Source organism: Streptomyces sp. NPDC005435 (assembly GCF_040703155.1).
In the GTDB taxonomy this organism is placed as follows: domain Bacteria; phylum Actinomycetota; class Actinomycetes; order Streptomycetales; family Streptomycetaceae; genus Streptomyces.
Genome location: NZ_JBEXEQ010000010.1, coordinates 1 through 13627 on the forward strand (window position 1 = coordinate 1; position 13627 = coordinate 13627).

5 protein-coding genes, 1 tRNA gene and 1 rRNA gene are annotated in these 13627 nt (G+C 70.6%); 6 read left to right on the plus strand and 1 reads right to left on the minus strand.

The window, feature by feature from the left end:
- From rrf to AB0898_RS14320, 3 genes are all read left to right on the plus strand, one after another.
- Positions 1 to 94: ribosomal RNA gene (rrf, locus tag AB0898_RS14310) — 5S ribosomal RNA — on the plus strand; the annotation flags it as partial.
- A 114-nt stretch (positions 95 to 208) separates the two neighbouring features.
- Positions 209 to 868 (plus strand): DegT/DnrJ/EryC1/StrS family aminotransferase, encoded by a 660-nt coding sequence (locus AB0898_RS14315; RefSeq protein WP_366803423.1) that lies wholly within the window; start codon positions 209 to 211, stop codon positions 866 to 868.
- Positions 869 to 955: 87 nt separating this feature from the next.
- Positions 956 to 1028: transfer RNA gene (locus tag AB0898_RS14320), tRNA-Thr, on the plus strand.
- Positions 1029 to 1095: 67 nt separating this feature from the next.
- Here AB0898_RS14320 and AB0898_RS14325 read toward each other — a convergent pair.
- On the minus strand, positions 1096 to 3843 hold the full coding sequence (locus tag AB0898_RS14325) for a SpoIIE family protein phosphatase (protein ID WP_366803209.1): 2748 nt from the start codon (positions 3841 to 3843) through the stop codon (positions 1096 to 1098).
- 440 nt (positions 3844 to 4283) lie between these two features.
- On the opposite strand from AB0898_RS14325, the gene AB0898_RS14330 reads away from it, so the two are divergent.
- The 3 genes from AB0898_RS14330 to AB0898_RS14340 all read left to right on the plus strand — a co-directional run bounded on the left by AB0898_RS14330 (position 4284) and on the right by AB0898_RS14340 (position 13618).
- Entirely contained in the window at positions 4284 to 9758 is a 5475-nt protein-coding gene (locus tag AB0898_RS14330) for a HAMP domain-containing protein (protein WP_366803210.1), read from the plus strand.
- A 292-nt stretch (positions 9759 to 10050) separates the two neighbouring features.
- Positions 10051 to 10731: a response regulator gene (locus AB0898_RS14335; RefSeq protein ID WP_366803211.1), complete on the plus strand. Its 681-nt coding sequence runs from the start codon at positions 10051 to 10053 to the stop codon at positions 10729 to 10731.
- 136 nt (positions 10732 to 10867) lie between these two features.
- Positions 10868 to 13618 (plus strand): DNA translocase FtsK, encoded by a 2751-nt coding sequence (locus AB0898_RS14340; RefSeq protein ID WP_366803212.1) that lies wholly within the window; start codon positions 10868 to 10870, stop codon positions 13616 to 13618.
- Positions 13619 to 13627: the final 9 nt, after the last annotated feature.

Consider the following 13627-nt stretch of genomic DNA (forward strand, 5'->3'; position numbering starts at 1 on the left):
AACGCCCGGTTACATTCCGAACCCGGAAGCTAAGCCTCACAGCGCCGATGGTACTGCAGGGGGGACCCTGTGGGAGAGTAGGACGCCGCCGAACTAATTTTGATAGGGCTGGCCCCTGAACTTCGGTTCAGGGGCCAGCCCTTTTTTGTTTTGCTTAACTTTGCGTTCACATTACCCCCGAAACATGGGGTCCATGGCTACCGCTGAAATGCTCAGAGCCGCCGGCGTGGGTGCCGGTCACGAGGTCGTCGTACCGGCCTTCGGGAACGCGGAGATCGCCGAGGCCGTGACCCGGGCGGGCGCGCTGCCGGCCTTCGCCGACATAGACCCCGTCACCTACTGCCTGGACGCCGCCGCCGTGGAGGCGGCCGTAACGTCCCGCACCGCGGCCCTCGTTGTCGTGCACCGCTTCGGACGGCAGGCGGACACCGGGGCGTTGCGCGAGGTCGCCGCGCGGCACGGGCTGTTCGTGCTGGAGCACGGCGAGTCCGAGACGCCGTACGACGAGCGGGCCTCCCGCCGGGAGCGGGCCGCGTATCTCGACGCGCGGCTCAGGGGAGTGCGGACGCCGGCCGGGGGTGCCGGGCACACCTATCAGCAGTACGTGGTGCGGGTGCCGGGCAACGGGCGGCCGGACCGGGACGCGTTCGCGCGCGCCTTGCGGGCCAGGGGAGTTGACTGCCGGGTGCCCGTGCGGACGCCCGTCCACCGGCTGCCCGGATTCCGGCGCTGTGTGTCCCTGCCGGAGACCGAGCGGGCCGCCGACGAGACGCTGGCGCTGCCCGTCGACGCCGCGCTGACGAAGCGGGACATGCACCGGATCGCCGCCGCCTGCAACGCCCTTGGGGGACTTCTTCAGCCCGCTTGATGATCGGGCCCGAACGGATTTGGGAACCCGTGCGTGTTCGGGGTACGATCTTCTTGTTGCCGCGAGGGAAACCTCAAAAACAACAAGGCCCCTATAGCTCAGTCGGCAGAGCGTCTCCATGGTAAGGAGAAGGTCAACGGTTCGATTCCGTTTGGGGGCTCAGCGAAAAAGACCCCGCCCATTCGGGCGGGGTCTTTCGCATGTCCGGGGGCCGGTGGCCCCGGGCCTCAGTCCTGCTGAAGGCCCGGAACCCGCATGGCCAGGATCGCCATGTCGTCGGACGGGGCGTCGGAGGCGAAGCGCTCCACCGCGCGCAGGATGCGGGCGGCCACCGCGCCCGCGGTGAGCCCCGTGCAGGTGGTGAGGACGTCGGCGAGACCGTCGTCGCCCAACATGCGCGTGCCCTCGCGGCGTTCGGTGACGCCGTCCGTGACGCACAGCAGCACGTCGCCGGGGTCGAGGGTGACCGTCTCCTCGTAGAGCTCCAGGTCCTCGATCACGCCGAGCAGGGGCTGCGGTTCGGCCGCCGCCTCCACCGTGCCGTCCTGACGCAGGCGCAGCGGGAGCGGGTGGCCGGCGCAGACCATCTTCATCTCGGCGCCGCCGTTCTCCTGCGGCCGCAACTCGCCGTAGAGCAGGGTGAGGAAGCGGCTGCGGTCGCCCTCGTCGAGGATCGCGGAGTTCAGCCGCTCCAGGACCGCCGGGCCGCTCAGGCCCTCGCGGGCGAGCAGGCGCAGGGCGTGCCGGGCCAGGCCGGTGACGGCGGCGGCGTTCGGTCCGGTGCCGCAGACGTCGCCGATGGCGAAGCCGTAGGCGCCGTCGCCGATCGGGAAGAGGTCGTAGAAGTCGCCGCCGACCTCGTTGCCCTCGCCGGCCGCGCGGTAGATGACGTCGACCTCGACGCCGTCGATGTGCGGCAGGCCCGGGGGCAGCAGGCTGCGCTGGAGGGACTGGCTGATGGCCGTGCGCTCCGAGTACAGGCGGGCGTTGTCCAGGGCGAGCGCGGCGCGGCGGGAGAGGTCCTCGGCCAGTTCCAGGATCTCCTGGCGGAAGTGTTCGTCCGTGGGCTTGCCGAGGATCAGCATGCCGATGACGCGGTTGCGGGCGACCAGCGGCAGGACCACGGTCTCGCCGCCGACGGCGGAGGCCGTCGCCAGGGTCGGGCCGATGCTGGAGGTGAGCTGCTGGGCGGAACCGCCGGACAGGCCGAGGCTGCGCATGGAGGTGCGCAGGGCCGCCTGGTGGGCGACCTCGCCGGGCAGCGCCCAGACCCGGGCGCCGGGGGTGAGGACCGGCTCGGGCGGGGGGATCTTCGACAGCAGGGACTTGATGCCGTCGATGAGTTCCTCGTCCTCGTGGAGGACGTACGACAGATAGGGGTCGGAGGCGGGGTCGGCGATCGTGTAGACCGCGCACCAGGTGGCCAGGGTCGGCACCGTCATCTGGGCCATGAGGGCCAGCGTCTGGTCGCGGTCGAGGGTGCCGGCCAGCAGGTCGGAGGCCTCGACCAGGAAGCTGAGCGAGCCGCGGCGCAGCCGTTCCAGTTCGCCGAGGCGGGCCGATTCGACAGCCAGGGCGATGCGGTCGGCGGCGAACTGCAGGCGCAGCGCCTCCTCGTTGGAGTAGCGCCCCGGCCCCTCGGCGGCGACGCCCAGGGAGCCGGTGAGGCGGCCCTCGACCTTGAGCGGCACCGTGACGACCGAGCGCATCCCGGTGCCGGCCAGGAGGGGCACCGCGCCGGGTACGGAGGTGAGGTCCTCGTGGACGGCGGGCATCCGCGCCGAGCCGTAGCGCCCGGGGCCCGCCTCGACGGGGACGCGGGCGAAGCGCTGGCGGGCGGAGGGCAGGCCGGTGGAGGCGCGGACCTCCAGTTCGGTCTCGTCGTCGGTGGCGAGCAGCAGGAAGGCGGAGTCGCCGTCGAGCATGTCGCGGGCGCGTTCGACCGTGCGCTGGAGGAGGCCGTCGAGGTCGTCCGGGGCGGGGGAGCCGATGAAGACCTCGAAGGGGTCGGCGCTCGGTCCTTCGGCGCCCTGGTCGCCCGTGGGCACGCGGGAGGGGGTCTGGAGGACGGCGCGCTCGTGGTCGCGGACCAGGAGGCAGACGGTGGAGGGCTCGCCGCCGGTGTCGCGGACCCTGAGGTGGGAGGCGTAGACGGGGGTGACGCGGCCGTCGGCGCGGCGGACGCCGTAGCTGCCCTCCCAGCGGGAGAGCTGGAGCGCCTCGGCGATGCCGGTGCCGGTGCCCGGGGTGTGCGGCCAGGCGGCGAGGTCGGTGAGGGGCTTGCCGACGACCTCGTCGGCCGCGTAGCCGAAGAGGTCCTCGGCGTCCTCGTTCCAGGCGCTGACCGAGCCCTTGCGGTCGATCTGGAGGACGGCGACGCGGACCCGGCCGTCGGCGGTCGGCAGCAGGTCGGTGGGCAGAGCGGGACCGGCGGTTCGGGTGCCGAGCGCGCGTTCGGGCAGGTCGAGCTGGAACCAGACGTTCTTGTGCGTGGAGGTGTACTCCACACCCCAGCGGGAGGCGAGGGCCGCGCAGAGCTGGAGGCCGCGGCCGCCCTCGCGGTCGGGGCTGCCCATGACCGCGTGCGCGTTCTGCAGCCGGACCTCGCGCTCGGGGTAGCGGTCGGAGACCTCGATGCGGACGCCGTGCTCGGTGCGCAGGCACAGGACCTCGGCCTCGGTGCCCGCGTGGACGACGGCGTTGGTCACCAGTTCGCTGGTGAGGACCACGGCGTCGTCGACGATGTCGGCGAAGCCCCAGCCCTGGAGGGTGTCGCGGACGAAGGACCGGGCGGTCGCGACCGAACGCCCCACGGGCTCGAAGCTGGCGGCCGCGCGCGCGGTGATCACAGAACTCCCTGACCTGTCGTCTACGTGCAAGGCGAGGGCACCGGCCGGCTCGCTCCGCTGCCGCGGCATCCGCTCGCCCTTCGGCCCCTGCTCCGGGGTCTGTTCCCCCGGAATCGCTCCGGTCATGCTCTGCGGCCGCCCCTCCGATAACCGCTCTTCGTCGTCTCGGCGCACAGGCCGGCCGGGCCGGTGCGGCTGGACAGCCCGGTGCAAGGTTACTTACCTTCGCCGTCCGAGCGGATGCCGGTCACCGGTGTTTACCCCCCAGGGTGTGCGGACGATGTGCGAAGCTGCCGAACTGTTATGGCCTGGTTCGGCCGGGGTGAAACACTGGGCAGGATTTCGACGAAGGTCCGGCCATGCCGCGTGGGCTCCGCGAGCGGCGGGCAGCAGCCCCTGGTGCGGCCGGGACTTCGCGGACAGCGGTAACGGCAGAAGTACCGGGCGGCCGTGCGGGCCGGGCGGTGACGAGTACGCGGAAAGCAATCCGGTGCGCCGGCCGGCGGCGCACCGGGCCGGCGCCGCCGGGCACGGCAGTGACGGTCTACCCCTCCGGGAGGGACACAGTGGAGTCTGGCGCAGCGACGCGGGGCACGAAGACGCGCGCGAAGGGCGGACCGTCCGCGCGGAGGGGCGGGGGCACCACCGTCGTGGACACGGCTGCCCTGAACCGGTTGCTCTCGGCTCTGGAGGCCATGCGGGACGGCAACTTCCGCAAGCGGCTCACGGTGTCCGGCGACGGGGTGATGTCGGAGATCGCGGCGGTGTTCAACGAGGTCGCCGACCGCAATCTGCATCTGACCGGTGAGCTGTCCCGGGTACGGCGCATGGTCGGCCGTGAGGGCAAGCTGACGGAGCGGCTGGAGACGGGGGCCTGCGAGGGCTCCTGGGCGGCCGCGGTGGAGAACTCCAACGCGCTGGTCGACGAGCTGGTGTGGCCGGTCTCGGAGGTCAGCCGGGTGCTGACGGCGGTCGCGGAGGGCGATCTGTCGCCGCGCATGGATCTGCGCACCGAGGCGCCGGACGGGACCGGGCATCCGCTGCGGGGCGAGTTCCTGAAGGTGGGCCGGACCGTCAACAACCTGGTGGACCAGCTGTCCACGTTCACCGACGAGGTGACGCGGGTCGCCATCGAGGTCGGCACCGAGGGCAAGCTCGGCGGCCAGGCCAAGGTGCGGGGCATGTCGGGTTCGTGGAAGGACCTGACGGAGTCCGTCAACACCATGGCGAACCGGCTCACCGCCCAGGTGCGCGACATCGCCCTGGTGACGACGGCGGTCGCGAGCGGTGATCTCTCCCGGAAGGTCACCGTGCAGGTGGCCGGCGAGATGCTGGAGCTGAAGAACACCGTCAACACGATGGTGGAGCAGCTGTCGTCGTTCTCCTCCGAGGTGACACGGGTCGCCCGTGAGGTGGGCACCGAGGGCATCCTGGGCGGCCAGGCGCAGGTGCCCGGGGTGGCCGGGGTGTGGAAGGAGCTCACCGACTCCGTCAACACGATGGCCGGGAACCTCACCGCGCAGGTGCGCGGGATCTCCCAGGTGACGACGGCGGTCGCGAACGGTGATCTGTCGCAGAAGGTGACCGTGCCCGCGCGCGGCGAGGTCGCGCAGCTTGCCGAGACGATCAACCAGATGACCGAGACGCTGCGGATCTTCGCGGACGAGGTCACGCGGGTGGCCAACGAGGTCGGGGCCGAGGGGCGGCTCGGCGGCCAGGCGAATGTGCCGGGCGCGGCGGGTACCTGGAAGGATCTGACGGACTCGGTCAACACGGTCTTCCGGAACCTGACCACGCAGGTGCGCGACATCGCGGCCGTGACGACCGCCGTGGCGAACGGCGATCTGTCGCAGAAGGTCACCGTGGACGTGGCCGGCGAGATGCTGGAGCTGAAGAACACCGTCAACGGCATGGTGGACCAGCTGTCGGCGTTCGGCGCGGAGGTGACCCGGGTCGCGCGGGAGATCGGTGTCGAGGGCGAGCTGGGCGGTCAGGCGCAGGTGTCCGGCGCGGCCGGTACCTGGAAGGACCTGACGGACTCGGTCAACACCGCGTTCCGCAACCTGACCGGTCAGGTGCGCAACATCGCCCAGGTGACGACGGCGGTGGCCAACGGCGACCTCTCGCAGAAGGTCACGGTGGACGTCTCCGGCGAGATGCTCAAGCTGAAGAACACCGTGAACACCATGGTGGACCAGCTCTCCAGCTTCGCCGACCAGGTGACGCGGATGGCCCGTGACGTGGGTACGGAGGGGCGGCTCGGCGGTCAGGCGCGGGTGGACGGCGTCTCGGGCACCTGGAAGGAGCTGACCGACTCCGTCAACCTGATGGCCAACAACCTGACCATGCAGGTGCGCAACATCTCCCAGGTGACGACGGCCGTGGCGCTCGGTGATCTGTCGCAGAAGATCGGCGTGGACGCGCGCGGGGAGATCCTGGAGCTGAAGAACACCATCAACACGATGGTGGACCAGCTCTCCGCCTTCGCCGACCAGGTGACCCGGGTCGCCCGTGACGTGGGCACGGAGGGGCGGCTCGGCGGTCAGGCGCAGGTGCCGGGTGTGGCCGGTGTGTGGCGGGACCTCACCGACTCGGTGAACGGCATGGCCGGCAACCTCACCGCCCAGGTGCGCAACATCGCCCAGGTGGCCACGGCCGTGGCGCGCGGTGACCTCTCCCAGAAGATCACCGTGGACGCGCGCGGGGAGATCCTGGAGCTGAAGAACACGCTGAACACGATGGTGGACCAGCTGTCGTCGTTCGCGCAGGAGGTCACGCGCGTCGCCCGTGAGGTGGGCACGGAGGGCATCCTCGGCGGCCAGGCCGAGGTCCAGGGTGTCTCGGGCACCTGGAAGGACCTCACGCAGTCCGTGAACTTCATGGCGAACAACCTGACGATCCAGGTGCGCAACATCGCCGAGGTGACGACGGCGGTGGCCAAGGGCGACCTGTCGAAGAAGATCACCGTCGACGCCAAGGGCGAGATCCTCGAACTGGTCACCACGGTCAACACGATGGTGGACCAGCTGTCGTCGTTCGCCGAGCAGGTGACCCGGGTGGCCCGTGAGGTGGGCACCGAGGGCATCCTGGGCGGCCAGGCGCATGTGCCGGGCGTCACGGGCATCTGGAAGGACCTCAGCAACAACGTCAACCTGATGGCCAACAACCTGACCATGCAGGTGCGCAACATCTCGCAGGTCGCCTCAGCGGTGGCCAACGGCGATCTGACCCGGCAGGTGACGATCGAGGCGCGCGGCGAGGTGGCGCAGCTCGCGGACACCATCAACATCATGGTGAAGACGCTGAGTTCGTTCGCGGACCAGGTGACCAAGGTGGCCCGCGAGGTGGGTACGGACGGCATCCTGGGCGGTCAGGCGCACGTTCCCGGTGTGGCCGGCACGTGGAAGGACCTCACCGAGTCGGTGAACGGCATGGCGTCCAACCTGACCGGTCAGGTGCGCAACATCGCCATGGTGACCACGGCCATCGCCAAGGGTGACCTGACGAAGAAGATCGATATCGACGCCCGGGGCGAGATCCTGGAGCTGAAGACGACGATCAACACGATGGTGGACCAGCTGTCGTCGTTCGCCCAGGAGGTCACCCGCGTGGCGCGCGAGGTGGGCACCGAGGGCATCCTCGGCGGCCAGGCGCGGGTGCGGGACGTGGACGGCACCTGGCGGGACCTGACGGAGTCCGTGAACGAGATGGCCGGGAACCTGACCCGGCAGGTGCGCGCGATCGCCAAGGTGGCGACCGCGGTGACGCGCGGCGACCTGAACCTGAAGATCGACGTGGACGCCTCCGGCGAGATCCAGGAGCTCCAGGACTCCATCAACAAGATGATCGCCAATCTGCGCGACACCACGATCGTCAACAACGAACAGGACTGGCTCAAGGGCAACCTGGCCCGGATCTCCGCGCTCATGCAGGGGCGCCGCGATCTGAAGGACGTGGCCTCGCTCATCATGAGCGAGCTGACGCCGGTGGTCTCCGCGCAGCACGGCGCGTTCTTCCTGGCGATGCCCCTGGTGGACGGGCAGGACGTCGGCGGCGACTCCGAGGACGAGTACGAGCTGCGGCTGCTGGGCTCGTACGGCTGCAGCAAGGGGGCGATGCCGACGTCGTTCCGGCCCGGTGAGGGGCTGATCGGCGCGGTGGCGCAGGAGAAGCACACGCTGCTCGTGGAGCCTCCGGCCGGCTACCTCAAGATCACCTCGGGGCTCGGGGAGGCGCGGCCCGCGCAGCTGATCGTGCTGCCGGTGGTCTTCGAGGGCAAGGTGCTCGGCGTGATCGAGCTGGCGTCGTTCACCAAGTTCACGCACATCCAGCGGGACTTCCTCAACCAGATCGCGGAGATGATCGCGACCAGCGTCAACACCATCTCGGTCAACACCAAGACCGAGCAGCTGCTGGCGCAGTCGCAGGAGCTGACCGAGCAACTGCGCGAACGATCGGAAGAGTTGGAGAACCGGCAGAAGGCGCTTCAGTCGTCCAACGCCGAACTGGAGGAGAAGGCCGAGCTGTTGGCCCAGCAGAACCGCGACATCGAGGTGAAGAACACCGAGATCGAGGAGGCGCGGCAGGTGCTGGAGGAGCGGGCCGAGCAGCTCGCGGTGTCGATGCGGTACAAGAGCGAGTTCCTCGCCAACATGTCGCACGAGCTGCGTACTCCGCTCAACTCCCTGCTGATCCTGGCCAAGTTGCTCGCCGACAACGCGGAGAGCAATCTCTCCCCGAAGCAGGTGGAGTTCGCCGAGACCATCCACGGCGCGGGCTCCGACCTGCTCCAGCTGATCAACGACATCCTCGATCTGTCGAAGGTCGAGGCGGGCAAGATGGACGTCTCGCCGACGCGGATCGCCCTCGTCCAGCTCGTGGACTACGTGGAGGCGACCTTCCGCCCGCTGACGGCGGAGAAGGGCCTGGATCTGTCCGTGCGGGTCTCCCCGGAGCTGCCCGCGACCCTGCACACCGACGAGCAGCGCCTGCTCCAGGTGCTGCGCAACCTGCTGTCCAACGCGGTGAAGTTCACCGACTCGGGCTCGGTGGAGCTGGTGATCCGGCCCGCCGGGGCGGACGTACCGCAGTCCATCCGGGAGCAGTTGCTGGAGGCGGGGTCGCTGACCGATCCGGACGCCCCGCTGATCGCGTTCTCGGTGACCGACACCGGCATCGGGATCGCCGCGAGCAAGATGCGGGTGATCTTCGAGGCGTTCAAGCAGGCCGACGGCACGACCAGCCGCAAGTACGGCGGCACCGGGCTCGGTCTGTCGATCTCCCGCGAGATCGCCCAGCTGCTCGGCGGTGAGATCCACGCGCAGAGCGAGCCGGGCCGCGGCTCGACGTTCACGCTGTATCTGCCGCTGCACCTCAACGGGCTGCCGCCGCAGGGCTATTACCAGCAGTCCGTGCCTCAGCTGGAGGCCGGAGAGCTGGTCGCCGCCTCCGAGGCGCGGCTGTCCTCGGAGCTGTCGGCGGTGGAGACGGAGACCCCGGCCGAGGTGAAGTCGTACCGGGAGACGCAGAACGGCCCCGCCGCGCTCTTCCGGCGGCGCCGGCGCTCCTCGGCGCCCGAACCCCGGCTCGAACTCGCGCAGACCCCCGCGGAGCAGCAGGAGGACGAGGTGCGGCCGGAGAGCGCCGTACGGTTCGGCGGTGAGAAGGTCTTGATCGTCGACGACGACGTGCGCAACGTGTTCGCGCTGACCAGCGTGCTGGAGCAGCACGGACTGGCGGTGCTGTACGCCGAGAACGGCCGGGAAGGCATCGAGGTGCTCGAGCAGCACGACGACGTGGTGGTCGTGCTGATGGACATCATGATGCCGGAGATGGACGGCTACGCGACCACCACGGCGATCCGCAGGATGCCGCAGTTCGCGGGGCTGCCCATCATCGCGCTGACGGCCAAGGCCATGAAGGGCGACCGGGAGAAGGCGCTGCAGTCGGGCGCCTCGGACTACGTCACCAAGCCGGTCGACCCCGACCATCTGCTGGGCGTCATGCGACAGTGGATGCGGCCGGAGCCGGACGGCGGCTGAGGCGGGCGATTTCGGCGGCCGGGGCGTAGTGGCGGTGCCGCGCGCCCCGGTGACGGTGTGACAGGAGGGGATGTGACCGAGAACTCACCTCCCCGGCAGGTGTCGGAATCCCGGATTCCGGGAACGTTCCGGGCCCGGCCCGCGTTTCCGCTTCGTGCACAGTGACATCACGGTGACAGGGTGTGGCGACGGGCGGGGTGCGGCTACGATGACCGGCACAAGGACGGGCGGCGTAAGGGAGTCGTCCCCTGGGGCGGCGCCCGGTGTACCGCCGGGGCGAGGAGGGCGGGCCATGGTGCAGAAGGCCAAGATCCTCCTGGTCGATGACCGGCCGGAGAATCTGCTGGCGCTGGAGGCCATCCTCTCGGCGCTCGATCAGACGCTGGTGCGGGCATCGTCCGGGGAGGAAGCGCTCAAAGCACTGCTCACGGACGATTTCGCGGTCATTCTGCTGGATGTCCAGATGCCGGGCATGGACGGCTTCGAGACCGCCGCGCACATCAAGCGGCGGGAGCGGACACGGGACATCCCGATCATCTTCCTGACCGCGATCAACCACGGCCCCCACCACACCTTCCGGGGGTACGCGGCGGGCGCGGTGGACTACATCTCCAAGCCGTTCGACCCCTGGGTGCTGCGCGCCAAGGTGTCGGTGTTCGTCGAGCTGTACATGAAGAACTGCCAACTGCGCGAGCAGGCGGCGCTGCTGCGGCTCCAGTTGGAGGGCGGCGGCAAGAACGCGGTCGGCGGCAAGGAGCCCGCCGGGCTGCTCGCGGAGCTGTCCGCGCGGCTCGCGGCCGTCGAGGAGCAGGCCGAGGCGCTCTCCAAGCAGCTGGACGAGGAGTCGGCGGACGCGGCGGCGGTCGCCACGGCCGCCCATCTGGAGCGCAAGCTCACGGGGCTGCGGCGCGCGCTGGACGCGCTGGAGCCGGGCGCGGACGGCGGGAACGCGCCGCTGCCCCCGCAGAACTGACGTGCCGGAACCGGCGCCCGCCCGGAGCGGGCGTCCGTGAGGGCGCGTCAGTTCCGTGCCCCGGCAAGGGCGACACGAACGGGTGAAGCTCTGGGCACACGTGTCCGCCGCAGTTCTCACCGGTAACCTCACACCCATGGCCTCACGTCCCTCCGCAGCCAAGAAGCAGCCCGCCAGAAAGGCGGCCGCTCCCGCGAAGGCTCCGGCGGGGAAGGCCCCCGCGAAGAAGGCCCCGGCCAAGAAGACGGCCGCCAAGAAGGCCCCCGCGCGCAGGCCCGCGCCGGCGAAGCCCGCACCCAGCCCCACCGGGGGCGTGTACCGGCTCGTGCGCGCCCTCTGGCTGGGTCTCGCGCACGCGGTCGGCGCCGTCTTCCGCGGCATAGGGCAGGGCGCGAAGAACCTGGACCCGGCCCACCGCAAGGACGGCGTGGCGCTCCTGCTGTTCGCCCTCGCGCTGATCGTGGCCGCCGGGACCTGGGCCGACCTGCGCGGCCCGGTCGGCGACCTGGTGGAGATCCTGGTCACCGGCGCCTTCGGCCGGCTCGACCTGCTGGTGCCGGTCCTGCTCGCGGTGATGGCCGTACGGTTCATCCGGCACCCGGAGCAGCCCGAGGCCAACGGGCGGATCGTGATCGGCCTGTCCGCGCTCGTCATCGGCGTCCTCGGCCAGGTCCACATCGCCTGCGGCTCGCCCGCCCGCAGCGACGGGATGCGGGCCATAAGAGACGCGGGCGGCCTCATCGGCTGGGCCGCCGCCACCCCGCTGACCTACACCATGACCGCGGTGCTCGCCGTACCGCTGCTGGTGCTGCTGACCCTGTTCGGGCTGCTCGTCGTCACCGCCACCCCGGTCAACGCCATTCCGCAGCGCCTGCGCGCGCTCGGCGTGCGCCTGGGCGTGGTGCACGACCCGGCGGCCGACGGCCTCGTGGACGACGAGTTCGCGGAGTACGACGAGGAGTGGCGCGAAAGCGCTCCCGGGCGCCCCCGGACGCGCCGGGGCGCCCCGGAGGGCCACGGCCCGGACAGCGCCGAGGAGGACGCCCTCGCGCGCCGCCGGGGCCGCCCCCGGCGCTCCGCCGTGCCCCAGCCCGACCCGAAGCGGCCGATGGACGCGGTCGACGTGGCCGCCGCCGCGGCCGCCGCGCTCGACGGGGCCGTGCTGCACGGGATGCCGCCCTCCCCGGTGGTCGCCGACCTCACCCAGGGCGTGAGCGTGGGCGACCGCGAGGAGACGACACCGGTGCCGGCGCCGTCCCCGGTGCCGGGCGCCCGGCCGCGGCGGGACACCCCCTCGGGCTCCGGTGGTGTCCCGTCGGACTCCGGCAGCGTCCCCGACCTCACCAAGTCGTCCCCGCCGCCCGCGCCCCGCGAGATGCCCGCGCGCGCCGAACAGCTCCAGCTCTCCGGGGACATCACCTACGCGCTGCCCTCGCTCGACCTGCTCACCCGCGGCGGCCCCGGCAAGTCGCGCAGCGCGGCCAACGACGCGATCGTGGCCTCGCTGCGCACGGTGTTCAGCGAGTTCAAGGTGGACGCCGACGTCACCGGCTTCACCCGGGGCCCGACGGTCACCCGCTACGAGGTCCAGCTCGGTCCCGCCGTGAAGGTCGAGCGGATCACCGCGCTCACCAAGAACATCGCGTACGCCGTCGCCAGCCCGGACGTGCGGATCATCAGCCCGATCCCCGGCAAGTCGGCGGTCGGCATCGAGATCCCCAACACCGACCGGGAGATGGTCAACCTCGGCGACGTGCTGCGCCTCGCGCAGTCCGCAGAGGACGACGACCCGATGCTGGTCGCCTTCGGCAAGGACGTCGAGGGCGGGTACGTCATGCACTCGCTGGCCAAGATGCCGCACATGCTGGTCGCCGGTGCCACCGGTTCCGGCAAGTCGTCCTGCATCAACTGCCTGATCACCTCCATCATGATGCGCGCGACCCCCGAGGACGTGCGGATGATCCTGGTCGACCCCAAGCGCGTGGAGCTGACCGCCTACGAGGGCATCCCGCACCTGATCACGCCCATCATCACCAACCCCAAGCGGGCCGCCGAGGCCCTGCAGTGGGTCGTGCGCGAGATGGACCTGCGCTACGACGACCTCGCCGCCTACGGCTACCGGCACATCGACGACTTCAACCGCGCGGTGCGCGAGGGCAAGGTCACGTCGCCGCCCGGCAGCGAGCGCGAGCTGCAGCCGTACCCGTATCTGCTGGTGATCGTGGACGAGCTGGCCGACCTGATGATGGTCGCTCCCCGCGATGTCGAGGACTCCATCGTGCGTATCACGCAGCTCGCCCGCGCGGCCGGCATCCACCTGGTGCTCGCCACCCAGCGGCCCTCCGTGGACGTGGTCACCGGTCTCATCAAGGCCAACGTGCCCTCCCGGCTGGCCTTCGCGACCTCCTCGCTGGCCGACTCCCGCGTCATCCTCGACCAGCCCGGCGCCGAGAAGCTCATCGGCAAGGGCGACGGCCTCTTCCTGCCCATGGGCGCCAACAAGCCGACCCGTATGCAGGGCGCGTTCGTCACGGAGGAGGAGGTGGCGGTCGTCGTCCAGCACTGCAAGGACCAGATGGCGCCGGTCTTCCGGGACGACGTCACCGTGGGCACCAAGCAGAAGAAGGAGATCGACGAGGACATCGGCGACGACCTCGACCTGCTGTGCCAGGCGGCCGAGCTGGTGGTCTCCACGCAGTTCGGCTCCACCTCGATGCTCCAGCGCAAGCTGCGCGTGGGCTTCGCCAAGGCGGGCCGGCTGATGGACCTCATGGAGTCCCGGAACATCGTGGGCCCGAGCGAGGGTTCGAAGGCGCGTGACGTTCTCGTGAAGCCTGACGAACTGGACGGAGTGCTCGCGGTCATCCGGGGGGAGTCTGACGGCTAGAGCCTGTCG

Excerpts from the sequence above, each read along its gene's own strand:
- AB0898_RS14325 (WP_366803209.1), bottom strand. The coding sequence starts at position 3,843 with ATGACCGGAGCGATTCCGGGGGAACAGACCCCGGAGCAGGGGCCGAAG.
- AB0898_RS14340 (WP_366803212.1), top strand. The coding sequence starts at position 10,868 with ATGGCCTCACGTCCCTCCGCAGCCAAGAAGCAGCCCGCCAGAAAGGCG.
- AB0898_RS14315 (WP_366803423.1), top strand. The coding sequence starts at position 209 with ATGCTCAGAGCCGCCGGCGTGGGTGCCGGTCACGAGGTCGTCGTACCG.
- AB0898_RS14335 (WP_366803211.1), top strand. The coding sequence starts at position 10,051 with ATGGTGCAGAAGGCCAAGATCCTCCTGGTCGATGACCGGCCGGAGAAT.